At 39.4% G+C, this 24,746-nt stretch carries 27 protein-coding genes, 1 tRNA gene and 3 pseudogenes; 16 read left to right on the plus strand and 15 right to left on the minus strand.

Features of this window, described 5'->3' with window-relative positions; genetic code table 11:
• Positions 1-26: 26 nt before the first annotated feature.
• Positions 27-2,588, minus strand: a complete 2,562-nt coding sequence (locus NSQ91_RS12385) for an Ig-like domain-containing protein (protein WP_081387710.1) — start codon at positions 2,586-2,588, stop codon at positions 27-29.
• 248 nt (positions 2,589-2,836) lie between these two features.
• Here NSQ91_RS12385 and NSQ91_RS12390 point away from each other — a divergent pair, with 248 nt between their 5' ends.
• The 3 genes from NSQ91_RS12390 to NSQ91_RS12400 all read left to right on the plus strand — a co-directional run bounded on the left by NSQ91_RS12390 (position 2,837) and on the right by NSQ91_RS12400 (position 5,066).
• Positions 2,837-3,628, plus strand: coding sequence for an AraC family transcriptional regulator (locus NSQ91_RS12390; RefSeq protein ID WP_076189820.1), 792 nt, complete (start codon positions 2,837-2,839; stop codon positions 3,626-3,628).
• 5 nt (positions 3,629-3,633) lie between these two features.
• Positions 3,634-4,224, plus strand: coding sequence for a DJ-1/PfpI family protein (locus NSQ91_RS12395; protein ID WP_076305235.1), 591 nt, complete (start codon positions 3,634-3,636; stop codon positions 4,222-4,224).
• A gap of 407 nt (positions 4,225-4,631) precedes the next feature.
• On the plus strand, positions 4,632-5,066 hold the full coding sequence (locus NSQ91_RS12400; protein ID WP_081386269.1) for a hypothetical protein: 435 nt from the start codon (positions 4,632-4,634) through the stop codon (positions 5,064-5,066).
• A 33-nt stretch (positions 5,067-5,099) separates the two neighbouring features.
• Here the strand turns inward: NSQ91_RS12400 and NSQ91_RS12405 are convergent, their stop codons facing one another.
• Positions 5,100-6,059: a hypothetical protein gene (locus tag NSQ91_RS12405; RefSeq protein ID WP_081391948.1), complete on the minus strand. Its 960-nt coding sequence runs from the start codon at positions 6,057-6,059 to the stop codon at positions 5,100-5,102.
• Between the two features lie 134 nt (positions 6,060-6,193).
• On the opposite strand from NSQ91_RS12405, the gene NSQ91_RS12410 reads away from it, so the two are divergent.
• Positions 6,194-6,433 (plus strand): hypothetical protein, encoded by a 240-nt coding sequence (locus NSQ91_RS12410; protein ID WP_076189823.1) that lies wholly within the window; start codon positions 6,194-6,196, stop codon positions 6,431-6,433.
• 67 nt (positions 6,434-6,500) lie between these two features.
• Here the strand turns inward: NSQ91_RS12410 and NSQ91_RS12415 are convergent, their stop codons facing one another.
• Positions 6,501-6,674, minus strand: coding sequence for a hypothetical protein (locus NSQ91_RS12415; protein WP_162636725.1), 174 nt, complete (start codon positions 6,672-6,674; stop codon positions 6,501-6,503).
• A gap of 178 nt (positions 6,675-6,852) precedes the next feature.
• Here NSQ91_RS12415 and NSQ91_RS12420 point away from each other — a divergent pair, with 178 nt between their 5' ends.
• Genes NSQ91_RS12420 through NSQ91_RS12430 form a run of 3 tightly spaced genes read left to right on the plus strand, consistent with a single transcriptional unit; the run spans position 6,853 to position 7,690 of the window.
• The gene (locus tag NSQ91_RS12420; RefSeq protein ID WP_282579736.1) at positions 6,853-7,050 is read left to right on the plus strand and encodes a hypothetical protein; all 198 of its coding nucleotides are present in this window, start codon (positions 6,853-6,855) and stop codon (positions 7,048-7,050) included.
• The gene (locus NSQ91_RS12425; RefSeq protein WP_076130556.1) at positions 7,013-7,351 is read left to right on the plus strand and encodes a hypothetical protein; all 339 of its coding nucleotides are present in this window, start codon (positions 7,013-7,015) and stop codon (positions 7,349-7,351) included. The genes NSQ91_RS12420 and NSQ91_RS12425 overlap by 38 nt, the downstream gene beginning before the upstream one ends.
• A 12-nt stretch (positions 7,352-7,363) precedes the next feature.
• The gene (locus tag NSQ91_RS12430) at positions 7,364-7,690 is read left to right on the plus strand and encodes a YolD-like family protein (protein WP_076279830.1); all 327 of its coding nucleotides are present in this window, start codon (positions 7,364-7,366) and stop codon (positions 7,688-7,690) included.
• A 162-nt stretch (positions 7,691-7,852) separates the two neighbouring features.
• Here NSQ91_RS12430 and NSQ91_RS12435 read toward each other — a convergent pair whose 3' ends face one another.
• The 7 genes from NSQ91_RS12435 to NSQ91_RS12465 form a co-directional block, all read right to left on the minus strand.
• Positions 7,853-8,680: a hypothetical protein gene (locus tag NSQ91_RS12435; RefSeq protein WP_076189826.1), complete on the minus strand. Its 828-nt coding sequence runs from the start codon at positions 8,678-8,680 to the stop codon at positions 7,853-7,855.
• A 515-nt stretch (positions 8,681-9,195) separates the two neighbouring features.
• Complete coding sequence (locus tag NSQ91_RS12440; protein WP_076183325.1) at positions 9,196-9,726, minus strand: GNAT family N-acetyltransferase; 531 nt, start codon at positions 9,724-9,726, stop codon at positions 9,196-9,198.
• Positions 9,727-10,298: 572 nt separating this feature from the next.
• Positions 10,299-10,550: a DUF3951 domain-containing protein gene (locus NSQ91_RS12445; RefSeq protein ID WP_036686019.1), complete on the minus strand. Its 252-nt coding sequence runs from the start codon at positions 10,548-10,550 to the stop codon at positions 10,299-10,301.
• A 618-nt stretch (positions 10,551-11,168) separates the two neighbouring features.
• Positions 11,169-12,254 (minus strand): hypothetical protein, encoded by a 1,086-nt coding sequence (locus NSQ91_RS12450; RefSeq protein WP_340917995.1) that lies wholly within the window; start codon positions 12,252-12,254, stop codon positions 11,169-11,171.
• An 811-nt stretch (positions 12,255-13,065) separates the two neighbouring features.
• A complete protein-coding gene (locus NSQ91_RS12455) occupies positions 13,066-13,398 on the minus strand; it encodes a hypothetical protein (protein WP_076305221.1) in 333 nt (110 codons plus the stop codon).
• A 132-nt stretch (positions 13,399-13,530) separates the two neighbouring features.
• The gene (locus NSQ91_RS12460; RefSeq protein WP_076305220.1) at positions 13,531-13,872 is read right to left on the minus strand and encodes a hypothetical protein; all 342 of its coding nucleotides are present in this window, start codon (positions 13,870-13,872) and stop codon (positions 13,531-13,533) included.
• A gap of 239 nt (positions 13,873-14,111) precedes the next feature.
• Positions 14,112-14,816 carry an ATP-dependent DNA ligase gene (locus NSQ91_RS12465; RefSeq protein WP_076305219.1) on the minus strand — a complete coding sequence of 235 codons (705 nt, stop codon included), beginning with the start codon at positions 14,814-14,816 and terminating at the stop codon, positions 14,112-14,114.
• Between the two features lie 178 nt (positions 14,817-14,994).
• On the opposite strand from NSQ91_RS12465, the gene NSQ91_RS12470 reads away from it, so the two are divergent.
• Positions 14,995-15,297: a hypothetical protein gene (locus NSQ91_RS12470; RefSeq protein WP_036686108.1), complete on the plus strand. Its 303-nt coding sequence runs from the start codon at positions 14,995-14,997 to the stop codon at positions 15,295-15,297.
• Positions 15,298-15,449: 152 nt separating this feature from the next.
• Positions 15,450-15,521: transfer RNA gene (locus tag NSQ91_RS12475), tRNA-Val, on the plus strand.
• A gap of 363 nt (positions 15,522-15,884) precedes the next feature.
• Here the strand turns inward: NSQ91_RS12475 and NSQ91_RS12480 are convergent.
• The 3 genes and pseudogenes from NSQ91_RS12480 to NSQ91_RS12485 form a co-directional block, all read right to left on the minus strand.
• Positions 15,885-16,192 (minus strand): annotated as a pseudogene (locus NSQ91_RS12480) (group-specific protein).
• A gap of 47 nt (positions 16,193-16,239) precedes the next feature.
• Positions 16,240-16,407 (minus strand): annotated as a pseudogene (locus NSQ91_RS32035) (hypothetical protein); the annotation flags it as partial.
• Positions 16,408-16,422: 15 nt separating this feature from the next.
• On the minus strand, positions 16,423-16,584 hold the full coding sequence (locus NSQ91_RS12485) for a YolD-like family protein (RefSeq protein ID WP_143763934.1): 162 nt from the start codon (positions 16,582-16,584) through the stop codon (positions 16,423-16,425).
• Between the two features lie 629 nt (positions 16,585-17,213).
• Here NSQ91_RS12485 and NSQ91_RS12490 point away from each other — a divergent pair.
• From NSQ91_RS12490 to NSQ91_RS12500, 3 genes and pseudogenes are all read left to right on the plus strand, one after another.
• Positions 17,214-18,365: a hypothetical protein gene (locus tag NSQ91_RS12490; protein ID WP_076305218.1), complete on the plus strand. Its 1,152-nt coding sequence runs from the start codon at positions 17,214-17,216 to the stop codon at positions 18,363-18,365.
• A 619-nt stretch (positions 18,366-18,984) separates the two neighbouring features.
• Complete coding sequence (locus tag NSQ91_RS12495) at positions 18,985-20,040, plus strand: cohesin domain-containing protein (protein ID WP_076305217.1); 1,056 nt, start codon at positions 18,985-18,987, stop codon at positions 20,038-20,040.
• 73 nt (positions 20,041-20,113) lie between these two features.
• Positions 20,114-20,233, plus strand: a pseudogene (locus NSQ91_RS12500) (ATP-dependent DNA ligase); the annotation flags it as partial.
• A 6-nt stretch (positions 20,234-20,239) separates the two neighbouring features.
• On the opposite strand, the gene NSQ91_RS12505 reads toward NSQ91_RS12500, so the two are convergent.
• Entirely contained in the window at positions 20,240-21,430 is a 1,191-nt protein-coding gene (locus tag NSQ91_RS12505) for a copper amine oxidase N-terminal domain-containing protein (protein WP_340012419.1), read from the minus strand.
• 202 nt (positions 21,431-21,632) lie between these two features.
• Between NSQ91_RS12505 and NSQ91_RS12510 the strand changes: the two genes are divergently transcribed.
• From NSQ91_RS12510 to NSQ91_RS12525, 4 genes are all read left to right on the plus strand, one after another.
• Entirely contained in the window at positions 21,633-22,706 is a 1,074-nt protein-coding gene (locus tag NSQ91_RS12510) for a site-2 protease family protein (protein WP_076219152.1), read from the plus strand.
• Between the two features lie 99 nt (positions 22,707-22,805).
• Positions 22,806-23,018 carry a hypothetical protein gene (locus tag NSQ91_RS12515; protein WP_076219148.1) on the plus strand — a complete coding sequence of 71 codons (213 nt, stop codon included), beginning with the start codon at positions 22,806-22,808 and terminating at the stop codon, positions 23,016-23,018.
• A gap of 107 nt (positions 23,019-23,125) precedes the next feature.
• Positions 23,126-23,569, plus strand: a complete 444-nt coding sequence (locus NSQ91_RS12520; RefSeq protein WP_076136093.1) for a GNAT family N-acetyltransferase — start codon at positions 23,126-23,128, stop codon at positions 23,567-23,569.
• An 85-nt stretch (positions 23,570-23,654) separates the two neighbouring features.
• The gene (locus NSQ91_RS12525) at positions 23,655-23,894 is read left to right on the plus strand and encodes a DUF3892 domain-containing protein (protein ID WP_036686113.1); all 240 of its coding nucleotides are present in this window, start codon (positions 23,655-23,657) and stop codon (positions 23,892-23,894) included.
• A gap of 62 nt (positions 23,895-23,956) precedes the next feature.
• Here NSQ91_RS12525 and NSQ91_RS12530 read toward each other — a convergent pair whose 3' ends face one another.
• The gene (locus NSQ91_RS12530; protein WP_076305216.1) at positions 23,957-24,694 is read right to left on the minus strand and encodes an MBL fold metallo-hydrolase; all 738 of its coding nucleotides are present in this window, start codon (positions 24,692-24,694) and stop codon (positions 23,957-23,959) included.
• Between the last annotated feature and the right edge of the window lie 52 nt (positions 24,695-24,746).

Below are 24,746 nucleotides of genomic sequence, written 5' to 3' on the forward strand. Positions count from 1 at the left end.
TTTGGAACTGTGGAGATGAACAGACGCTATTTATTTATCGCTGAGTCACCTATTGGAGTGAATGTATTCTCCACAGTAAGGTTAGAGAACTTAGCATAGTTCAGTTGCTCAATCTTATTGGCGACATCATTGCTGTCAACGGCGAATCCGACATATACCGAACCCTCCATAACAATAGTTCGCTCGCCAATTAGCTTCCAGTCTTTTCCGTCCGTTGATCCGTAAGCATAGAAAACATCTCCCTTACGGCCAAGCTTGAGCCAATACCCTTGCTCCACACCATTAATTTTAAATGGAATATCTGAAACAAGTTGAATGCTAGCTTTTTCAGCAGCAGATACGCTGTCTAAAGTTTCAGTTAATTCATCAAATCCTCCGCCCTTAATATTTCTGCCCGTCAGATAAGATGACCAGCTGGTTTCTTTGGACAACTTCACATAGGAGATACCAAGGGCCGCCGCGGCACTGTCTTTATTCAAGTCATCGCGGATCATTAGCCCGGTGAAGGCATGGTTGTCAACGGCCCCGATTTCTTCGAGCTTCGCGGTAAATTCCATATCTCCGTTCATTTCTTTATACACGAAGTGGAAGTCATCTTTGGTTGCATTGTTTGCTTCGGATCCTTCTGTGCCACCTTCACTTTTTCCAAGCTTTCCGTTGCCTTTAACGGTAAGCACATCATTTGTAATACTTCCGGAACCCTTAATGTTCGGATCACCGATATCTGCTGTAGTCCAACCCTTTCCAGTCAGGGAAGAGGTAGCAGCATTGATATGGATATTAGTGGCTGTGGTCTGGGTCTCATTTCCTTGGGTATCGGTCACTCTTGCAGAAATATAGTAGGAAGCATCCGTTAAATTCTTGAGGGTGTATGTGTATGTGTTGCCTTTTTTGACTGCTTCCCCAAGATATTTAGAACCATTATATACAGCAACTTTTTTTATTTTGTTTCCGGATCTAGGGGAAGCATTGATTTTAACTACGACCTCTTTCCCGGTAACAAATTGTGCATTGTTTTCTGGCGCTAAAAGCTTAGCATCAGGGTTTTCGGCGACGTGTTTCATATCAACTAGGCCGTTAATATAAAGCTCAAGCCAGGTGTAACCATTTTTAGTAACCGTTTTGTATGCATCCTTGCTGCCCCAGATTTTATTTTTCTTTTCCCACTTGTCGTCTATTCCATTTTTATTAGTGTCAAATTGCTTATCATATTGTGCCTCAATGACGCCAAAGTCTGAAATGTAACCCCCGACTTCATGTTCAGTGTTGATATATCTTCCCGAGTTCTGCTCGACTTCTGCCACAATTCTTGCATCGATAGCATCGCGACGTGGATAGGTAGCGCCCGCTTGTTGCAGAATGCTTTTTAATAGTGATTCATTCGCTTGCTTTACGCCGGACTTAACATAATTATCAAATGCTTTATTGGTAATACCATGGTTAACTCCAGTACTGTCCGCGGAAAGATATGGTGTGGCTGCAAGGGTCGTCTTTTGTTCACCACTCTGCACGCCAGAAAATTTCACATAATCTGAAGAATCATTCAGTAAGCCTGTGAGCTTGCCGTTAATTCTGTTTCCAGCGATATAGAAACCGCCCAGTTTGGTAGCTTCACCGGCATCAATCACTCGGTTAGTTACATTATCTCTTGTACCTGGGCCGGCAATCTCGATATTGTTCATAAAGTTAGTAAAAGTAAAACCTCCGCCATAAGTGCCGTTAAAGCCCCAATTGTAAATTACATTGTTCGAGAACTGAACAACCGCCACATGATCAGCATCTGCAGCACCTGCGTAACCGCCGCCTAGTCTTGGGTTTCGCGAGGTATGGTTCGCATACAGATTGTGATGGAATGTTGTTTTGTCTCCGCCTGAAATACCGCCGTAGCCATGTCTTCCTTTGGAATGCCCGGATAGAGTCAGACTTTCGGAAATAATGGACCACTGGATCGTGCCATTTTCGCCTCTATATAAAGATAGAGTTTCATCTGTGTTCCAACTGAAGGAACAATGGTCAATGAGGAAGTAGTTGTTGTCTCTCCCCCAAAGCGCATCCATTGAATCACTGCCATTATACACATTAGTGGCACCCGGACGGAAAGCGGTGTACCGAATAATGATATTCTCTGAATTGCTGATATTGGTATCCCAACCTGCAATGGTAATTCCGTTGCCTGGAGCGGTTTGCCCAGCGATGGTCAGGTTTTTAATATTATTGAGACTTAACGTGCTCTTCAGTTCAATCGTTCCGGAAACATGAAAAACAATGGTACGACCCTCTTTAGGCGTAGATAAAATCCCGTAGCGAAGGGACCCTGCAATCGGTTTGTCTTTTACAGCGTAATCTTCAAGGGTAGTTACGATGTATACATCGCCCCCTCGACCACCGCTTGTATAGGCGCCGCCACCTTCCGCGCCAGGAAAAGCAAGAATAGAGGCACCCGCAAAACTTTTGTCTCCGTCTGCCTGCCCTGAAGCTGCAAGTGTGTGACCTCCTAAAAATGAAAACGCTACCGAAAAACTCAATAAGACACCTATAACCTTACCTGATTTTTTACTCTTCCATTTCATCTTTTTGACGTATAACATGGATACAGTCTTATCGCTGAATGCTGTTCCTGTTATACTTCCTCCTCTCAGTGAAATGATACTGGTCTGCGACAAGCAGCTTACTGGTAATACTTTAAAACTTTTAGGGCGTATTTACCTGCCAAAAAAATCTTTTTTTGTGCCAACTATTGCTCTTTGGTTCTTGCGTAAACGAACAAATTCATATTATGTTCTTAGTATTACAGCAGCTATAGTGCTTGGCATTCCATGACGACAGGGAGAAAAACATGAATATTAAATATCAGCATCGTGACCAGGCGTTTCACTCCTTTATTTCTACCAATAACACTTATCCTCTTCATCTACACAAAAATGTAGAGATAACAATGGTTTTGTCCGGCAAAATCAATATCAACATCAATGGAAAAGAGTATGATTTGTCTGAAGGAGACATAGCGATTATTTTTTCCAATCAACCTCACAGCTACAAAACTCTAGAGAAAAGCCAGATCCTGCTGTTCTTTTTTGACGCCACTTTTCCGGGGGATTTTGCAGGGGATTTGCTTAATCATGTTCCGGATAACCCTATAGTTACGAAACAAAAGGTGCTTCAAGATCTGTTGGCAACCTTGTATAAACTATATAAAGAACAATGTGATGTTCGTCTGCTCAAGGCTTATACCTCTGTAGTATTAGGGCACGCGCTGCCGTTACTGCTAATGAAAAAAGTAGACTATAAAAAAGAAATGGATCTCGTCCCCAAAATCCTAGCTTACATCGACATGCATTTTTTAGATCACATAAATCTGAATACGCTTTCAAGAGAGCTTGGCATTAGTAAATTTATCATTTCCCGAATCTTTTCTGAGCAGTTTCACATTTCATTTCGTGATTACATCAATGGCCAACGGGTAGCCTTTGCTCATATGCTGCTGTTATCCACTACCCATCCGGTCACGGATATCGCGTTTGATTCCGGATTCAACAGTTTGCGTTCTTTCTATCGTGTTTTTAAAAATGAATACGGGATCACCCCCAATGAATTTCGCCGAAAAGCATCGAAGGAGTGTGTAGAATGAAAATGATGAGGATGGCTTATATTCTATTTGATGGGATGACCACGTTAGATTTTGTTGGTTTTTATGATGCGGTTACCCGGATGGGAGTTCTAAAGGCGATAGAAAATGTATCGTGGGATTTTTGTTCCAACAAGGAAGAAGTCACGGATGATCGAGGATTGACGTTGAAAATAAACCAGGTTTCCCCTGATCTGTCAGCCTATGATTTGATATTTATCCCTGGAGGGTTATCGACTCGACAACTTAGATTCGATACTAATTTTATAACATGGATTCAGACTGCCCGAGAGGTTGAATACAAGGTGTCAGTGTGTACAGGAGCTTTGATTTTGGGAGCTGCCGGTTTCTTAAATCAGAAGAAGGCGACTACCAATCCTTCTGCATATGAACTATTAGCACCTTATTGTTCCGAAGTAGTTAAGGAACGGTTCGTAAGGGATGGAAATGTTTTTACTGGGGGAGGAGTAGCAGCTTCGATTGATCTGGGTTTATATTTCATAGAATCGCTTACTAATGAAAATGTAGTTCGAGAAGTTCAAGAGAAGATGGATTACCCATATTACAAGACAATTAACCCTTCCAAAGGGAAATCATAACTATAATATATGGGAATTAATGATATAATATCCAAAGTGAAATAATTAAGGCGATGAATAGAGGTGTAAGGTAATAGATATGAACTATCGTAAAGTATTCTCACTACTTCCCATGATCATTTTTTGTTTATTATATGGTACTTTTTGATGGCAGGGACTTCAGCTGTTGTTAATGTAGTGTCAGTAAATAAAAGAGAAATAGTAATACAAAATATGAGCGGTGATCAAAATACAGTCACAATCCCAAAAGGAATATATAAGTTAATAGATGTAAATGAGGAGTACTTTATTTCATATAATAGTAGAATAGGGCAAAAGCCATTCTTAACCTCAATAAAACCAAGTGCGAAATGATGATTTGAAAAATCGGCTGTAAGTATAAAAAGCATAAAGATGGTGGGATTGTTTTGCGTGCAGTTAAGCCTATAATGTTATGGTTTATTTCGACGATTTTATTCACCCTGGCAGCCTTTGGATTGGAGCTTTGGGAAGGAACTAAAATAAGTACAACAGAATATTACGGTTTTCAAAACATTGGGTTTGCTTTTATTTTTCTGGTGTTCCTCTTTTCAGTTCTTCTTTACCCGGTTATACTGCTTCCTTTATCATGGGTTATTCGAAAGATAGTTAATCCTTTAGTAAACCGCATAATGATATTCTTATTGAGTGGTATTGCGGGATATGGTTTCTTTTACGAGGTGTACGATGAACGCTTTATACGGGAATACCATTTGAATAGTAGTACAGCTATTATTTTTTTCGGTATTGCTGGTTTCATCTATGCGCTGGTGGATTACTATTTTGAGTCGCAAGCCATTAAAGCCGAACAAAATCCCTGCTAACCGTGGCGGCCGGCAGGGACGTTATTTTTTAATCTAAGTATTAGGTAATTTGTTAACCTCATCAGTAAAGGCTTCCAAGTACTGGGTGAATATTCCTGTATCTATTTTGGTGGTTGCATCATTTGCAATAGGAGGCGTATCTTGGATTTGTTTGTACATACGATCCATCTCACTTGAGAGCTTAGCCCAGATGCTTTTAATTGAATCATATTTTGCATCAAGGTTGTTGATATAATTATCGTACTCCATTTTTTGGTTCATCGCTTTTCCTAATTGCTCGATTGTAAAATCTATATCTATTGTTTGACCCGTAGAGCCAGTTCCAGAACCTGCATACCAGCTGATATCAACAAATCCATCATTCCAAATATCTGAAACGACAAAATTACTGATTTCTTTAAGCATCGCTTCAGGAGACTGTTCAGTTGTACCTGCATTACCTGAATCTGAAGTATTAATTACAGGTTCCTTGAAGAGTTTCCTCACTTCGTTAAATGCATCCTTATCTTTGTCATTAGACGAATACCCCCAACCAACTTTGTCATCTTTAATAAAAATGATAAGTTCGCTATTGGAGGAAGACTTCTCACCTTGGATAAGCACGAGTTTATCTTTTCCGCCATCTTTGTCCGTATAATCAGCTGTTTCAATTACTGTAGGGTTCTTAAGTTTATTATTCTCGGGTGTCTCAGTAGATTCAGCCATTTGGAAAATGGGTTGTACATCTGGAAGTATATTTTCGGATACGAATTTCTTTTTCGCTTCGATATCTGAACCATTGAGGAAAATCTCCACATAGTTGAGAGCCAGTTTCTCGGAAGCTGTAAGTTTCTTTTTTGGCTCAGGAGTGGGCTCTGAAGGGCTGGCTGTTGCTTCGGACGGTGTAACTCCTGTAGACGTTGTGTTTTTTTTCTCTGAATTTGTTGTGGAACTACCACATCCTGAAAGGATTACAATAGTTGCCACGATACATAAAAAAGCTTTTTTGTTCAATCTGATATCCCCCTAAATCTGCTAATAATTGCTAGTTAATTCTACCAGATATAGGAATAGTAATCTATGAATTATAATTTATGGCGGAACCAATATATTAGATTAGCGTGTTTTATTTGTCGGAGGTGAGCATTTTGCTGAAAGTACTAAGAGTGTGCGGTATTTTATTCAGTGCAGCAACAATCATTCTGGGAATCACATTTTTCCGCGGCCAGGATCAAGTGATAGTGTCTTGGACTATGCTGGGGATGTGCGGAGCTTTAATATTTAATGGAGCGGCATTGTATTTGAAAACGAAAGATAAAATGGCTGTGCTATCCTCGATTGTTGGGATTGTATTGTTAATAGTCTCGCTTACTCAGTTTCCTTTTTAAAAATTAAAAACAGCCTCGTCAACCTTAATGGGTCGGCGGGGTGTTTTTACGTTTTTTCCCTTTATATTTATTTCTTTTTTTTCTTAGTGGGTCCGATCTGACGTCTTACCTTATCGTTCTCATCTACCTCAATAATATAAATCTCCTTCACTGTACCGGAGAGAGTAAACCATTCACGCATAGCTTCAGCCTCAGTCATCGGTCCTAATATTCGTTTCCCCCTATAACATATAAAAAACACTCATACTCCTTAGTTTGTTTGCGGAAATGCAATAAATGCTTATAGAACAAATTATAAACCTGAGCGATGACTTTGTATGTAATAATTCATGCCTGACGGGATATTTTTACATTGATTAACGAACGTACGTTTGGTTATAATACAAACAAATGTTCTTATCCTTGGAAGGTGAGTAATTATGCAAATAAGCATCGGTCAAACCATTGAAATAGTGTATCAAGATAAATCAGGTAAGATATCTCAACGGAAAATTGATGTGAAAGGGATTCGTGGGGGATATATTCGCGCAACTTGCTTATCAACCGGAGCTCCGCGCGTATTTCTGGAGGCTAATATTCTTGCTTGGCAGCCTGTGCAAAAAAAGCGCTATGCTTAGTGACACCGCACGAAAGCTACTAATGATCATGCGCCACTCTGCCGTGCATCATGCTCATATGCCAACTCTACAGGAGTTAGAGATCAAGAGTGGACGGACACCAGATAAGATCATTAGTGGGCTTAGGGAATTAGTTAACGAAAAATATATAGAATGGACCCCACACACTCCACCCGAGAGCGCCCGAATTATTGAAGGCTGGGAAAGGATTGACCCTAGGTTTAAAAAGAGAAAGTCAGAGCCACAAGAACTCCAGTGGGGGATAGATGGTAGTAAAACGAATTACTGGACGGATTATTAGGAGGGCAGCTTCATGATGAAAAAATTAGAGAACGTATGGGAGTGTAGCAGAATGATATTGCCCGAACATAAAAACCGGATTATAGATGACAATAATGAGCAGGAACGTCGTGAAAAACCCACTCTAGATCTACAGGAGATAGAGCGCTTTGAAATATTGTTATATCGTTCGATGGAAGAGCACAGCCCGATTACACTCACTCTGTTTGATCCCATGGAGAATATATTAAAACGAGGTATTGTGATGAAGCTGGATAAACAACAGGGAATTAAACTCCGCTGGTCGGAGGAGGAGTGGGATTGGTTCAAGATGGAGGATGTTATTGCAATAACTACATAATGCACTTCATAAAAAACAGGTTAGGAGCAATCTCCTAACCCGCGCTGTACTTCTGATGTTAATGTTCTGCTCCGTGGAATAAGACCACTGGTGAGGTACTTGGCAGTGCTGGCGCAATGCTGACGATAGTGAGGACCAACAATAAAGAGACGGCAAATTTTTTCACAGAGACTCAACCCTTTCTTTGAAATTTATTATTTTCTCTTCAAAATCTTTAATCTGAGTAGCATCAGCACATGAACGTAATGATTCGAAGTATACTACTGCTTGTTTAAAGATTTTATCAGAGTTTGTGACCTCTGCAGAATCTAATAATTTCATGCTATATTTGATAGCTGTATTATAATCTTGAATTTTTGTTTTATATCTGATCATATTAATAAAAAAAGTTTCTTGGTAGGAATTTATTATAATTTCATCAGCAGCGGTATCCTCAAATTTTGAAATACTATTAGAGAAAAGTTCTAAATGAGATTCAATGTTTAAATTGAAATTAGTAGCTGTTTTTAACAAAGTTATCAGTCCCGGTAGAACTTCTTTAGTGTTGGATAAAAGGAAAGAAACATAACGATCTATGAATTGAATATTTCCGGAAAGCACTTCTACTTCTAAGAGATTTGGCTCTGATATGTACTTATAATAGGCTACCTCATTTAATCCTTCAGCATCTAATCCCTTGAACCAACTCAAATCACTGTAAGCTTTAATGTAAGTTCGAGCTTTATCATAATTTTCGATTTCTTTGTGGGCTAGTCCCAACATAAGCAAGCTGTATCCATAATAATAAATTAAAGGTCGTTGGTGTTTTAGTTCCAGTTCATTATTGTGTGTGTAATTATTATAAATTTGAGTTATTCGGTTGAAAAAGGTATCTGCTAGTTTTAGAAGATTGGGCCAGCTTTCAAAAGAATATATCATTTTAAGAACTTTTACGGCTGGATCAAGATCTAGAAGATTTATATCTAAATCTAAATCGATATTTCCATCCAACGGCCTCACCTGCCTTTATTTTACATAATATACCTGTATTATACAATGTAATCAATAGATGGTCAATTAAGTGCTCCATATAAAAAATAGATGATTAATAGGGACCAATAGAGTAAATCTATCCATTATTGCGCCATGATGTGTGCCTGGGAAAGCTTTGGTAGTAGTAGATTACCGCTCTAGATGGCCACATAAAAAGTCATATAGATTATGTAATGCCTCAAGAATAGCAGCAGCTACGACATAAACTAAAAGGTTGCTATTGATTAAATCATTTACCGTATTATGTTTTGTGAGTACAAACTGGAAGAATGTGTACATCGTTTGGAGGATGTGACAACAGTTACTCTACTTAATACACAGTACGAAGATACAGTTCATTAGACGAGTAGGAGTATCCCTCTTCTCCCAAAGGCTATGACGAAGTAGCCGCAAACTATTCATTTAGTTGAGTTGAGCAACGTGAAGTAAATAAAAAGCCTACACCATAAAAATGTAGGCCCACCCATTAAAAGTTACTCTGTTACTAATTTTGAGAAAATGCTTAAATCAATAAACTTTCCTTTGGACTTTTCGCACTTTCTCATTGTTCCTTCGAATGTATAGTTTAACTTTTGCAAAACTCTGATGGAATTATTGTTTTCGGGTTCGACTTTTGCTTCTATCCTGTTGAAATTTAAAGTGTTGAACGCATAATCCATCAGAGATTGAATGGCCTCAGGAGCATATCCCTTGCCCCAATAATCTTTACTAATATCGTATCCGATCTCTGCTTTAGCGTTTGAAGAATCTATAGAATTATAACCGCAGGAACCAATTATGCGATTTGATTCTAACTCAATTATGGAATAACGAATAGCTTTGCTTTCCAAAGACAGGTTATTAAGAATTTTAATCATTTCTACTGCTTGGCTTTCCTCAGTGAAACTATTGATATTCATAAACTTTGTAACCTCAGGATCAGACCAAATGTTAAACAAACTAGCAGAGTCAGATAATTTCATTTTTCTTAATATTAGTCTTTTGGTTTGTATTTCTGTAATCAATATATTACCTCCATTATCTATTTGTTTTGGGGTTAAGATATCGATATCTGCGCATAGTTCAGTCCCTTCAATATTTAATTCAACATTATTATAACGTAAGAGTTTTTTTATGTCACAGTACGATGATACAGAACATTAAAGGAGTAGGAGTGTCCCTCCAAAGGTCATGACGAAGTAGACGCATATTGCGAAGTATAGAGGCTATCTAGCGGTAATGCAGCCTATTTCTCTTTTGGCAGAAGTAATGTTCTTATAAAAGCGCCAATACAACCAGAAAGAATAATAATCATTACAACATTTAGTGATCTAATAAGTACCGAAGATGAAAAAATTAATTGAAGGCTTTTTTGTACGATGATAATTCCAAATACCAAAGACATGGTGATTAAGAATGTTTGGATAGATATTTTCAAATCATTAATTCCTCTCTAAACAAATTACCAAAATCTAAATTTAGTTTAACAAAAAATGATTGAGTGAAACGTAGTGCGAAGATACATGACATTAAGGGATAGAGGAAGTTACAGAAATCCTCTCCCAAAGGCTATGAAGAAGTAGCAGCCTATTGCGCATCAGGGAAGAGAAGGTCGTCGTTTTGATAATGAAATGATGTTTTTGTCCTTATCATCACCATGGTCTGCATTTTCTTCTATCTCTTTTTTCTCATCGTGAAACTCAACAGGAGATTGGGCCGTGATGTAGTCAAATGGAGTGTAATTATTATTTGGTAATTTTCTTGTAAGGATTACCTTTACAATGATGATTCCTAATGAGAGATAGAAAATCGCGCCTACTCCAGCCAACATGAACAGTACTAATCTCATTGTTAACACCGCCTTTGTTTGATTTTATAATCAAATGTTAATATTTACAAGATTCAGGCTGCTGAGTACTATTCATTCGACTGAGATTTGATGCACAGTAGGAAATGCTTGGGCCACTAGATTTTACAAATGGTGGAACCTTCGAACATACGAATGAAGTGTAGCACAATAGTCATACCTACACATGAAGTGGTTTGACAGTTATAAATATTAATTACTTTAAAGCATCACAGAAAGGTTGTTTTACAGACACCATACTCATATGGATATCCGATCTCATCTTTAAATGTAACCTCTGCACCATATCGACAGATACTGCTCTTAGAGACAGAACCTTTAATGTTGTGTATTTCATCTACTGTGCTTCTTGGTAATAAGATAGGTTTTTAGATATATCTGTTTCTAACGGTAAGACCAATTTTTATGTAGTTACTACATTGAATAATAATGGAAAGTTAAGTTTCAAACAAAAGCATCAGCTACCCCTCAGAAGGCAGATCAACCTGAATCAGAACCATCTGGTGATCGCGTAATACTCACAATTACATTAATAACTGGTCTTGAAAAAGTCAGTGTGGCGGCGGTGCCCCGACTGCTGTATTTCTGTAACGTTTCCGCTTAATTGGCTTTGTCAGAAGCTTCATAGATTAGGCAGCGAAGGGTCTGATCGGGATAGCGGAACTCCGCGGTATAGCTACTTCCATCTTCCAGCAACAGTTTAACATCCACCATCCCGCGTTTGTTGTTAAACTCGGTATCGGTTAGATAAGCTTTGACAATGGTTCTTGTTTCTCCCTGCTTGTCCGTGATGACCTGCACGGCTTTATGAATCCAACTGGCATCCTTCTGGATGGTGCCGGCTGCGTCGTCGTCGATGGGAGTTCTCTTCAGTGCCAAATTAATGGCTGTCGTATCCTCTACGGCACCGGTTGTTGCATTAATCAACACATCATATTCCCAGAATACCTCGCCTGATCCGAGCAGGGTAAGCGTCTTGTAAGGAGCAAAATGAACTGTCCAGGTTGGACGTTTGGTTAATCCCAGCTCAATCAGCATTCCCGATGTTTTTAGCTTGGACACGTCGGCATCGAACAGCTTGCGCACACTGTCAGAAGCCAGTGCCTCAGCTTCAACCTGGCTGATTTTCTGAGGCTGAAGCTGAGGTACAGTCGGATTTCGTTTGGACACGAAGTAATTCAGCCGGTAGTACCAGTCAATCAGCTGTAACAGTTCCTCATCAGTCATACTCCTCTCCGGGTAGGTGTACGTATTGGTTTCTAAATCTAGATACAAATCTGCTTGTCCAGCCTTTAACGGCAGCTGCTGCTTGGGGCGGAGGCCGTCATACACATACTTATCGTCCAACACTTGTCTGCGGTTGATTTCGGATTCGGTTTCTTCCCGACCTGAAGTATGGGGATCTTCTGCCTTGTCTATAAAGTCATAGATTTGCTGGATTTGCGCCGCTGTCATCTGTTGATACAGGTCTTGTTGTATGGTGGATACTGGCGCCGGCGCCTCCACCTTCAGCACGGGTATCGTGCTTTCACTCAAAGCCAGCCGGTTACTGCCCTGAATTGACGAACTGTTCTTGGCGAAAACTACGGAATTCATCAGGCTGGGGACGAGCAGCGCACTGGCTGCAAGCACACCAGCTGAAAACAGGATAACAACTAATGTAGCGGACCGCTTTTTCTTGTTCAATCGGATTACCTCCATTGGGATCTAAGATGATGAATCTTTATACATCTTAACACCAGGTTATTATAGAATTAGGAGGATAGTTGTTATGGAGTTGTAAAAAGATCGGATACTTCCCCTTCACCAAGGACAGTCAGGAGTTAATCTCAATTTTGTCCACGTTTTTCTTCAAGAGCAACAGCTACAATGCAAGAAGTGTCTTTACAATAAAGATGTGCCAGAAGCGGGAAGTGTTTACTTAGTGTCGTATTTACATCGATGTGATTAGTCATAACTTTTCACCTAATTGGAAGTATGATTCGTGGGATAATTACATGAACAACAATAAAGTTATTAAGATGGACTTTAAAGCAGAAAAAAGATTGGTTGCGAAGAAATAGATAGTTCGGAGAACAAGGAGTTTTTGTACTGATGAACAATAAAGATTTTCAATACAGAGAGACATACTTTATTGTGGGGAATCCAGCAACTCTATGGATCACTATATTTGGTTTGGTGCTACTAGGATTTATTTTGTTTTATTTGATTAAGAAATATCGAAAGAAGAGAAAGTGAGAAGACATGAGTAATACAACAAAGTCTTAGAGAGCGATGCTGAATTCCTGACAGCGGCTCTTTCTCAATCAAAGGTATCCGTATAATTTCGGCTGGAACCAGATCCAATAGGTCATCTTATGGATTATGGCGGAATTGTAGAGGGGTATACACCGGAATCAATTAGGATCAAAGGAACTCGTTTTATTCGTGAAGGTTCGAGTTTAAAGTGCGCATAAATAAGCCCTCCCTATAGTAAATGGAGGGCTTATTTTGATTATTACTTAACAAGAACTATATAATACATTGTATTTCCATTTCCGAAATCTGCGGCTACAGTGCTTGCCCCCGGAGACAAAGCTGTAATCAATCCATCTTGCCTTACTTCAATACTTCCATCCGTATGGATGTACCAAAAGTCATACCCTGTTACCCACATTGCTTCCCCGACTTTAAGATTAAGAATAGCCTGATAATATTCTCCCGCAGCAACTACCTCGTTTGCGGAAGGTGACGAATTCGGAACTGTAGAAGTACTGGACGCAAAAGAGGTCGACCCTAACGAAAAACAGGTAGCAACAGTTAATAGACCAGCTAAAATTTTCTTTTTCATAACTTAACCTACTTTCCTTATTTTGGAGTATATTCCAATTATCGAGTTTTTATATACAAATGTAAACATATTTAGTGAATTAGCCCGCTAACCTTACACTGGTTGGCGGGCTTTTTTTTTATAATATTTTTATTAATTTCTATCTACTAGAATTGTAAATGACTTTATGTTTCCTAATGCATCATAGGCAAATATATTTGCAGCTCCGTATTGAACGGCACTAACCCATCCATTTTCATGTAAAATAATGGCTCCATCATTATAAATTAGTTCACGGAGGACACCAGGGATGTATCTCTGTTCTCCTGAATCCATGTAAATAATAATTTGTTCAAAAGTAGGTCCACTCGTTACATTAGATACTGGAGTTGGGTCAGGAGTTGTGATTGGAGCAGTTGCTGCGAATGAGGTCGATCCTGCAGCGAAACACGAAGCAACAGCGAAGAGCCCTACAAGCAATTTCTTTTTCAACATTAGTTAATCCTCCCAATTAAAAAATATAGTAACAAGGAAAATTATAATTAAATTTGATTAAAATGTATATATGCACTAAGTATGAATAAAATATATATATAATGTATTATTTTGTATAAAAATGATGAAAATAGTGAACATTGGATTTTAATAGTAAGTATGTCCTAAGACTAATTGAGTGCCATAATCCCTAAAGCAAAACGCCCGTCAACCTTAAATAGTCGGCGGGCGTTTATTATTTATACTATGAACTCCGTAAACACTGGACTCCGGAGCATGCCGGATTTAGACCAGTTCCTCATTCGCACCTTTGCTCTTAACCGTGGTTCTAAATGAACTAACTCCTTATCCTCACCTTTAATTAGTTGCGGTGCTACAACTCTGAATGCCTGTTTATGAATTGGTGAAGCGCCGAGTTCAATAATCCCAGCTGGACGTAGTTTTCTGGATGTACTGGATGGAACAGCAGCCAGCCAACCAAATTCTTGTTTGCGATATTCGGTTATGAAAACATCAGCATAGGTCCAATTGATGACCTTTTGCCACGCGTGAGAACGGCGGCCAGTCTCATATACGCTATTTTTACGTTTACCCACTATGCCTTCCTTACCGCGAGTTTCGATCTGCTCAAACAATGCCTCTCCAGCACCTTCAACGTGAGGCGCTACTCCAAAGCTATCAGACGGTAGAGTTAACCCCGCCAGTATCTCCTTACGGCTCATCAGGGGCAATCCACGCAGATCCTGATCTTTGTACATTAAGATATCAAAGATGGCGTAATACGCTGGGAGTGTCCCGGTGAGTTGAGTTATTTTATCAGCTCGTCTCGCTTGAAAACGACTCATAACAGATTCGAAATCTGATACTCCGGTTGTAGGATCAACACAAGCTACTTCACCGTCTAAAACAACATCGTCCGCAAATGGGAGATGTAATAACTCCAAGAATAATACTGATTAGAAAGTACAGCACAAGCATGTGTATTGATTAAAGAACTAATCGAATCCTCCTCAGTGATTATCCCTGAAAATTAACCTTCCTACATATAGGCAAACGCCGTGAACGTTGTAGGCAAAGGACCATAGACTGTTATCAGGATTGAAACATTCGAGGAGGATATCCATGGAATCAAATACAAATTTTCATCAACAGGTCGCTTGGAATTGCATGAATAAATATGTAGGTATAGTAACGACTGATGGTCAATCCTTTGACGGCTTCATCGCTCACGTGGATCAGAACTATATCACCCTCGCGGTTCCCAGCAATGAAATGGTCGATCGTATGAATGGAATGCCTGCTGAGCAGTCGAACTATAGACAATTCGGGTTCCAGCCCGGCTTTTACCCAAGACGCCGCTTCTATCCACGCCGTATCCCTTTTTTCGGAATAAGCAGTCTATTTCTACTCCCGTTTTTTATCTGACTCGGTGCAGGGGGATGAAGGGTCATCCCCTTTCTAGCTATTTAACTACTTAATCGGAGAAAATTAAGAAGTAAATACAACTCTACATCTATATTGATTATAAAAAAGAATTGCCATCCTACTCTATCGTATGGTATTATAAATTTCGTCGCAGGACGGTAGCTCAGCGGGAGAGCACTATCTTGACAGGGTAGGGGTCATGGGTTCGAACCCCATCCGTCCTATATCGAAAAAGCCTTATTATATAAGGCTTTTTCTTTTTTTTTGATCATCGATGCCGCTCTATAAATTTGTGAATCTTGCTCTAGGGGACGGATTGGGGACGAAATTTTTCTTCTCATAAAAAAATGGCTATCTTTTTCACAACTCAGGCAGCCCTCTCAATTACTTTAATAAATGTTATCTGGAGAAGCCAACTTCAAAAAGTGTACAGTCAGTATTATGGTAAATCTGTTAGTTGAAGAGAAAAAATAAAAGCTGCACTCTTAACATTTTAGCAACCAGAATTATCACCAATGACCAGCATATAAGCCCCACCATTAACTGATGGTGCTTATTCATATGTTTCATCGTACCTCTTCTTCAAACTATTCCCAATCAATAATTATTTGCTTTTGTTCACTTAGCCACTTTTCCAAAAAGGTACGTGTCTCTTTAACCGGATCATACCATTTCCCACCGATTTTATATTTTGGAAATCTATCGTCAAAGAAAAATGTATCTTGAATTGAATTGTATTCCAACTCATACAAGTTCGTTTTTCAGGCTCTGTTGTATCCCAAAATACGTACTCATTATCTAATTCATCAAGTAATTTCTCTATTTTTTCTCGGCAAATTAATAATATTTCCGATTTATCTATATCAATAGTAACTAAATTCTTACCATCACTCATCTCACAAACTCCTTAGATCTTCATATAAACGGTACATCAAAGTTTTATTACGAACTCGCTCCAATAATGTCCTCTATTTTAATCCAATCCCAATTCTCGCCATAACGAAACTTAATCTGTCTAAGGTGCTGATCTACTCTCATGACTATTCCATGAATGGATCTGTCCTCATATTCCCCAAACAATGTAATCGTGATGGGACTACAATCCTCTAAAGATTGAGCTAGTACCTATGAGATTTCAGCTAATTCTTGGGGATCTAAATCAGGCTTTGATCGCACCTCTTCATTTAGCGGATCGTCCAGAATCCTATTTTTATGTTCAGGCATTAACATCCGACTTCCCTCCCAAAGACCATTACCTTCAAGTTTCTTACGCTGTTGTGATTTCATTGTCTTCGTCGACTCCCTTAATAACTCTCAATGCTCGTGGCATGTTACCTCTCTGTATTTACCCCTTACTCTTCAAGCGCTCCATGTACGCATGTATTACCACTGTAGATGACACCCCTACCTCCCTGGCAAGTTCACGTAATTGGCGGATAGTGAATTATTTTGATCATCTTAATTAATGATCTGAGCATTTCTTTCTCTTTATCCGTTAATGGCTTCATGCAATTGCTCCTTTATCACTTGGCTGCCAAGCTAATATATTTACCATTAGAAACAATCTTGGCGCTCCTGTATTTAAGCATGGTGCACGAATCTTTCCGTCCTTTATACCTTTAACTTCAATTTTGCGCTGAGTAATTTTGCCAACTTTATCTTAGTAAACAATTTCAACGGTTTACCAATCCGCATATGCACGTTGATAGCCCCCTAAAAATAGAACATATTTTTTTATGATAAAAAGACGTACATTCTTAAAACAACAAGAAACTTATTCACTAATTGGTATAAAGAACAAACTATCATTATTCATTCACTTCATTACATATATAGGAATTTATGTTTAGACAAGTTTGTTATCATATCTATATAATAAGGATAAAAGAACAAAATAAGGGGTGTTAGTAATTATTATGAAAAAGTTAAATTTTTTACTTGTTTTATTTTTATTATTTACTGCGGTACCTGTACATATCGCTTCCGCAAGCACGGAGCCGCGGGTGGTTTATGTTGACCTCGGGGTTGATGGGCAACAAACAAGCAAAATAAGTTTAATAGGTACCGGAACAGGCCATGATTTGAAATTTTACGGTACAGATAAAGCCCTGCTGTTCCACTCCCCAGACTCTGCTTTGAAATTGACTGGAACTTATAAGAATGAAAATACATATAAAAAAATTCGTATGGTTGAAATCACGTTAGATGAAGGCGCAGAATTAACAGGAGCGATCTGGTATGATGATAACAACCCAAGACCAGTAAATAATGTTACCTCCATTAATCCGTTGACAGTCCCCATCCCTTCTGAATTTGGTGAAGATTCCTTACTCGCAGGTAAATTATTTACTAGCGGACAAGGTGCAACTTACCAACTTACTGACGGTGATGATTCTACTAACAAAGTAATTAGCAATACAATTAGATATATTTACCATCATACATTTAGTGAACCTGTATTTGCAGATAAACTATTTGTTAGAAAACAAGGTGACTGGCTTACAGCAACGATTATGTTTGAAGATAACACTCGCATAACTTTCACTCCAGTTGAAGCATTTGCAAAGACTTCTTATTATTACGACATACCTACTCAAAAAAAAGTAAAAGAAATAACGTTTTCTGCGGGACAACTGGGTTCTACTCTAATTGATACAGATTTACGCAAAGCCGAAGTGCCTGAACCAACACCAATACCTACTATTACTCCTGAACCAACAGCTTCTCCATCTCCGACCAGTACACCGGAGCCAACACCGACTACTACGCCTAGCGCTACACCAACAGTGACGCCAAAACCTACAGCAACTCCAGAACAGCCAACAGGCCATCGAGCTATTCTTACTATAACTCTGGTGAATGGAACAGAAAAAGAATATGACCTACCAAATGCTGAAGTGGATGCATTTTTGAACTGGTACGATGCTCGTGATGCAGGCAGAGGTGCAGGATCATATGCTATTGATAAGCATTCAAACAATAAAGGTCCGTTCAGCAAACGTAAAGACTATGTTGTATTCGATAAGATACTTACCTTTGAAGTTAGTGAGTATATTACAACCGAATAAATAGAAAAAATCCCCGCCAATCACTTTAGGTTGACGAGGATTTTTTTATTTTCGCAAAATTTAATTATGTTACCGGCAGGACCAATATTCGCTTCCCTTATATCAGAACAACCTATAGACACTATCTCGACTGCTCAGCTACGCCTGCAAGGATAATCCAAGTAGATATTAATCCTCTAAAGAATTGTCTTTAACTCTTCTTTGGAAGTATTAATCCAAATGAATTTCTGCCTTATAACAAAGCGTGAAACTATCATAAAGTATGTACGCATCATACCGAACACACGATTGCTTAACAAACACGAGTTTTTTCGTAATTGGAATGATTATGTATAAATGGTGAATTTAATATATTTATACCATATATACAAAAAATGTTTGGACGAAACCCATTTATTGTAATAATCTTATCGAGCTTGTATTGTTATTGGGTTCTCATTCTAAGAAGAAAGGAGAAGTATTATTTTATAAACTTAGTACATAAAATGCTCATTTGATTTATGGAATCCGAAACATTTGATTCGTCGCAGTTCCAACATATATTGAACTAATAAAATCTACAGGAAATTAAGAACTAAAGACATTTTCCTGTCGATAAAAATTATTCAAGGGGTGTATAATGAAAAAACTTTTCTTTCTTACGTTTCTATTAACTTTACTTTTGCCTATAAGTAAGATTCATGCAGAAAGTGTGCCGGAGGACGTATACGATTATCTATCAGGAAAACCATTTGTAATTGCAAATAGCACTATTGAAAATCTTAGTTTTACCGACAATAATAATACCACAGGCACCCAAATGTACAATCATTATACTATTTCCTTTGAGAATCCTATCGATATTTCGGGTTATTCATCTTACTCAGTAGGTGGAATTTATGGGTCAGGTGTTGCAATAATTTTCAATTATGACAATGGAACAAGTAATACTACTGTCGCTGGAGGAAGTGGAGGTTACACAACTTTAGACTTAAAAGGAGTTAAAAAAATAACTCTTGCACGAACTGGTACAGAAGGAAGCCCAGGCTTTTTATATGATTTAAAAGTTTTTGTAAAAAAGACACCAACACCAGTCCTGAATCCTACACTTGATGTGACGATCGAAAAAGAAAAGGTAGGAGTAGGTCAAGAGTTCACAGCAGGAGTTTCACTCAAAAATGTAAAAGATATTTATGCCGAAGACTTTGAAATAAAGTATGACAATCAACACCTACAGTATCTTGGATTTGAAGAGGTTGCTGGCTATAAAGTATACAACACACCAACCGACTTAAACGGTACTCTACGCTTTATCGTAGCCAGCAAAGGTGAAGACTACGGGATTAATAAAGACACAGTTATTCTGAAATTGAAGTTCAAGGCGAAAGCCATAGGAACAGCAGTAGTCGATTCCACAAAAGCTAGGATTGCTGATACGGAGCAGGAATATGATCTTGAGAAAGAAAACTGTTTAGAGGACAGCATCATAATTGAAGCAACAGATGTCAACAAATCAGGAGAATTCACCTTGGTTGATCTAGCGATTGACGCCAGATATTTCAAGTATTTGGCGGCGGATGTTGATCCGGTAAAATACAACGCTCAGCAAGCTGGTGATGAGTACGTCAATGACGATGACCTTCTTTATATTGTGGATCAAATATTAAGTAACTCAAACTATTTGCCTAACAGCTAATAAAATAGCCTCCCAACTCTTACCTCCTCTATCCTTAGTAGCCAAGAGCTATAATTGGATGGAGGAGTTTTGTATGTTTATAACACCTACACTTATGTTATTACAAACTGCTACCGGACCATTCAGTCACAGCGATTTTATATATGAACCAAAGATAGATGGGCATCGTCTTATTTATTCTCAAGAGTCCGGAAACTAATTAGGAATGAGCTTCAATGGAGTAGATAACTTCTTTTTTGCCAGTAAGCGGGGAGTCATTTATAAAATACAATTTGTCACCGCTCCGTTTTACGAATTTCAAAGTATCTCCTTTAAAAGGAACATCGTTATTTTCCGCATATTCCTGATCCTTTGCTGTGAGTAGCTCCTTATACAAAAGGGTTCGCTCGCCTGTTTGGCGGTCGATTAAGGTTAGCAATCCATTCTGATTTCCACGAAGCAGTATGATTTCTTTATCAATGCTTTCTACATAGTAAGCATCTTCCTCGCCACCCAGCTTTACAAGATCAAGAGTATCTATTACATTGCCTGTGCCGTCTTGGATGAAACGTAAGGTATTACCATCATGCAAGATGAGGTTGCCATCATAAGGTTTGAAATCTGCATCTCCTCTGAACTGGTAAGCGAATGTGGCCTTGCGTAGTAATGCACCATTTTTGAATATGAGTGTGATTTCGCGTGTATTAATATGAGGCTCTCCATAGGAATCAATAATCTTAATTACTAGCAGACCCCCCGCCGTTTTCTCGATCTTCATTCCTGCCCAGTCAAAGTTTGTTTGGAGTGAAGTGAGTTTTATCACCGTATCCTTGCCTTGTGAGACATATAAATCACCATTAGCTTTGACCAGCGTATAGGTACGCCCTCCAAAGGATTCTGTGAAAACATTGTAGGTCTTCAGATCATCTGCTAAAAGTGTGTTCGTTGTGGAGTCCAGACGGAGATGGCTGCCTTCGAAAGCCTTAACGATAAAACGGGCCGGCACATATATCCCATCTTCTTTGGATTTAAAAGGTATTCCTCCTAGATCTACCGCTTTCCCGTCAAGCACGCCAGTTTGACTCCCGATTCGAACAGCAAAACTTTTAGTCCAGCCTTTGAACAGAGCACGTTTGCCGGATTTATCCCATTCCATTTTTAAGCCAGCTTGTTCAGCGATCCCCCGAACATCTACGTAGATTACACCATTTTTGAGCAGCGCAGGTCCGCCTATGTTTCCACCAGGAATGCCAAATTGGTAGTATACTTGCGAAGTACTAGCAGAGGAAGCTTGGGCAAGCGCAGAGGACTCCGATACAGTTAATGAAGAGCTTGCTGACATGGTGGCAGGGAGTAAAAGTGTTGAGAGCATTAAGACGGATAACCAAGCTTTGGAGTGAAAAGAGAGCATATTAACCAACCCTTTCTTTATCTGGCAGTAAAATTTATCCAAGATAGTTGGTTTGACGCTGAAACGTTTCTAAAAGTTGCGTCGTATACTTTCCGAAGGGCTCACTGTAGAAATATATTTAATGCTTCTATGATAAGATAGATGGAACTGTACAGTAGTTTCTTAAAATTGAAAGATAAAGGAGCTTGTGATCTTGCCGCAAATGCAAAATGAGCAGAAAAAGAATACTTCTACTCCGCTGAAATGGTTGGGGGGCGGAGCCGCCATGCTCCTGTTAAAAGGAAAGGCGATTTTGTCTCTGCTGAAAATAGGTAAAATTGCCGGGCCGTTAATTTCCATGATGGTTTCGATAGGGGCATATGCTTTGATTTATCCGTGGGGGTTTGCTATAGGTATCGTCCTGCTTTTGCTTGTTCATGAATTGGGACATGTCATAGCCGCTAAGCGGATCGGGTTACCCGTCAGCGCTCCGTTATTTATTCCTTTTTTAGGCGCGTTAATTACTATGAAAAAACATCCGCTGGATGCGAAGACAGAAGCGTATGTTGCTTTTGGCGGACCGATTCTGGGTACTATTGGGGCTACTGCTGTGTTTGGAGCGGCATATTATATGGATAGTCCACTTCTTTATTCCCTGGCTTATATAGGCTTATTGCTTAATTTGATTAACCTGCTGCCAATCCATCCGCTAGACGGTGGACGTATTGCTACCGCAGTTACGCGCTGGCTGTGGCTTGTGGGTCTGGTGGGTGGCTTAGCTATAATCGTTTACTTGCGTTCGATTTTGTTCTTTATCATCTGGGCAATGTTTGCTTACGATCTGTATAATAAATATGTGAAAAGACGTAACAACAACCGGCCGCAGTCTGTCACTAAGGGGTTCTTAATTCCCGTGGAGCCCTTGCGAGAGGCGGGTTACATGATTCCAGGAGCTGAGCATCGCCGGGATTTACCTTTTACTACCTACAGTGATCTAGAGAGACAGCAGTATGTTGTGGTCAGATGGGACCAGCTGAATTATTATGGCAAAGCTACACTGCCACAGCAATGTATTATTGAAAAGGTAAGAATTTCGCAGCTGGAGCAAGTAACGTTAGAGAATGGTCTTCATTTAAAAATGCAATGTGACATCAGCTGTACCGTGCACGATAATGATAAGTATTACGATGTGCCAGCCAGTACACGCTGGAAATATGGAACAGCTTATTTTGTTTTAGCAGGCTTTTTGGTTGGGATGATGTATCTAGTCCATTTGGTTGGAAACGTCAATCTCTAAGAGGGCAACTGGAATGAATAGCTCCTATTGTTTATAAAGCTCCTGAATCGTCAAAGCTGTAGTGAGTATAACTGCAGCTGCGATGAAAGGAGCTTTTTTATGTCTAAAATTGTGAAATGGGAAGTCGGCGTTTGCCTAGTGTTACTGCTGGGTGTAGTGGGGTGCTCTACGGTGAAACCCGCAAAAGTTATCGAAATCAATGAGATGACCAATCTGGATGGCAAATCTAAAAGTCAGTATCCTCCGTTGTCACCTGTGATGCAAGACGTATATAACCGTTCAATCCCTGAAGAAGTATATTCTGTGGATTAGTCTACTGAGAGGTTACGGATTCCATGTGTAGGCTTTTCTTTCTTGTCATTATTTTATATAATAGACAACTATCGTTGGCTACATAGAGAGAGGAGTTTGCAACTAACATGGCGGCAGAAATCTTACGGGTAACTACAGAGGAACAGCTTCAGATGGGACTGGATATCCGTACTAAAGTATTTGTTGAGGAACAAAAGGTACCGGCCGAGGAAGAAATTGACGAATATGATGCCATCAGTCCGAATGCGCACCATATTCTGATTATAGATGAAGGGATACCTGTAGCAACGGGTAGATTGATCTATTACAAAGCAGGTACTGCTAAAATGCAGCGCATCGCCGTATTGAAAGACTATCGGGTCAAAGGATACGGACGTGTCTTGTTACTGGCGATGGAAGAGCTTGCTCGGGAGCTTGGACTGGAAGCTTCAATTCTAGATGCTCAGTGTCAGGCAGAGAATTTCTATAAGAAACTCGGCTATGAAGTTATTTCTACAGAACCATTTTATGATGCAGGTATATTACATGTACGTATGCAAAAAATGCTTTAAAGATGGCGCACATAATTATTGGACGCTCTACGCAAGCTAGGATGTGCCGAATGATGGCAAATCCAAGTGCAAGGGGCGAACTTAAGTGCCAAATAACGAACGTGAATCTTTCGTAGCTGTTCAAAAAAATGGGGATGGCGATTTAACAAGCTTCCAGACCTCTACAGGACGTGTGCTGGCGTATGACCAAGCCCTGCAAGAAGTACAGGCCGGAAATATTGCCGGAGTGAACGCTTTTAAAGGTAAGGATGGAGAAACTTATATTCGCGGAGATGCGGATGGAGATCCAACTAACAATCTGGATAATTTGCCGACATTTTCATAGTTCAACACGAAAAGCCGTGCATACGTCTACAGACGTTTATGTACGGCTTTTTTTTGTAAAGATCAGAGTTTATAGTTCACATGCTGCTCTAAAAATTCCATCTCTCCTGTAAGTCCGACGAAATCTGGTTGTTCATCGCTATAATGCATGAGCTTGATCCGCTCGCGAACATCTTTAGGCAGAGACATCAGCTCTTCCAGCGTAGTGTGAACAACGCCTGTTCCACCTAGTTGGCAGTCATGCAGGATGATCCGGATCCCGCGCTCCCGCACAAGGCTAATCAGTAGATCCGGCTGAAAGGTCATGTCCGCACTATAAAAAATCTCGTTGTTTATTAGAAGGGAATAACTGTTTTTCCCGGGAATATGCGGTGTTTGTATGATCTCTAATGAAAGAGTAGGAGAGAGCTTGTAGGTATTTTCAGGCTGCATGGGCTTAACATCGAAGATATCAGATAAGGAAGATACAGCATCTTCTTGGTATAAACCTCCCTTTAACGTATTGTTCCACAAGGGCTCTATAAGTGTCTCCGGAAGAAGTAAGGTCATTTTTTTACAGTGCACATGCTTTAAGGTTAGCGCAAGCTCTTCCAGCCCTCCAACATGATCTGCATGAATATGTGTAATGAGCGTAGCATTTACGTCACTGAAGGATTTTTCAAGTCTATGCATGGCAAGCGGGGCTGTTATCCCGCAATCAATCAGCAGGGTGTAATTTTCATCTAGCAGCAAGCCATTGTTGTTAAAATATTTTTTCGCAAAAGCATTGCCTGTTCCTAGCATTTGTAGGCTTAGACTCATAAGAAAGAACCCTCCTGAAATCGGTTATAGCTAATGTTTCTACTTCGAATAA

The sequence above is a fragment of the Paenibacillus sp. FSL R7-0048 genome, from assembly GCF_038004505.1.
Classification (GTDB): Bacteria; Bacillota; Bacilli; order Paenibacillales; family Paenibacillaceae; genus Paenibacillus_AQ; species Paenibacillus_AQ odorifer.

Excerpts from the sequence above, each read along its gene's own strand:
- NSQ91_RS12385 (WP_081387710.1), bottom strand. The coding sequence starts at position 2,588 with ATGTTATACGTCAAAAAGATGAAATGGAAGAGTAAAAAATCAGGTAAG.
- NSQ91_RS12390 (WP_076189820.1), top strand. The coding sequence starts at position 2,837 with ATGAATATTAAATATCAGCATCGTGACCAGGCGTTTCACTCCTTTATT.
- NSQ91_RS12395 (WP_076305235.1), top strand. The coding sequence starts at position 3,634 with ATGAGGATGGCTTATATTCTATTTGATGGGATGACCACGTTAGATTTT.
- NSQ91_RS12420 (WP_282579736.1), top strand. The coding sequence starts at position 6,853 with ATGCAAATAAGCATCGGTCAAACCATTGAAATAGTGTATCAAGATAAA.
- NSQ91_RS12430 (WP_076279830.1), top strand. The coding sequence starts at position 7,364 with ATGATGAAAAAATTAGAGAACGTATGGGAGTGTAGCAGAATGATATTG.
- NSQ91_RS12445 (WP_036686019.1), bottom strand. The coding sequence starts at position 10,550 with ATGAGATTAGTACTGTTCATGTTGGCTGGAGTAGGCGCGATTTTCTAT.
- NSQ91_RS12455 (WP_076305221.1), bottom strand. The coding sequence starts at position 13,398 with ATGAAAAAGAAAATTTTAGCTGGTCTATTAACTGTTGCTACCTGTTTT.
- NSQ91_RS12460 (WP_076305220.1), bottom strand. The coding sequence starts at position 13,872 with ATGTTGAAAAAGAAATTGCTTGTAGGGCTCTTCGCTGTTGCTTCGTGT.
- NSQ91_RS12470 (WP_036686108.1), top strand. The coding sequence starts at position 14,995 with ATGGAATCAAATACAAATTTTCATCAACAGGTCGCTTGGAATTGCATG.
- NSQ91_RS12485 (WP_143763934.1), bottom strand. The coding sequence starts at position 16,584 with ATGAAATCACAACAGCGTAAGAAACTTGAAGGTAATGGTCTTTGGGAG.
- NSQ91_RS12490 (WP_076305218.1), top strand. The coding sequence starts at position 17,214 with ATGAAAAAGTTAAATTTTTTACTTGTTTTATTTTTATTATTTACTGCG.
- NSQ91_RS12495 (WP_076305217.1), top strand. The coding sequence starts at position 18,985 with ATGAAAAAACTTTTCTTTCTTACGTTTCTATTAACTTTACTTTTGCCT.
- NSQ91_RS12505 (WP_340012419.1), bottom strand. The coding sequence starts at position 21,430 with ATGCTCTCTTTTCACTCCAAAGCTTGGTTATCCGTCTTAATGCTCTCA.
- NSQ91_RS12510 (WP_076219152.1), top strand. The coding sequence starts at position 21,633 with ATGCAAAATGAGCAGAAAAAGAATACTTCTACTCCGCTGAAATGGTTG.
- NSQ91_RS12515 (WP_076219148.1), top strand. The coding sequence starts at position 22,806 with ATGTCTAAAATTGTGAAATGGGAAGTCGGCGTTTGCCTAGTGTTACTG.
- NSQ91_RS12520 (WP_076136093.1), top strand. The coding sequence starts at position 23,126 with ATGGCGGCAGAAATCTTACGGGTAACTACAGAGGAACAGCTTCAGATG.
- NSQ91_RS12530 (WP_076305216.1), bottom strand. The coding sequence starts at position 24,694 with ATGAGTCTAAGCCTACAAATGCTAGGAACAGGCAATGCTTTTGCGAAA.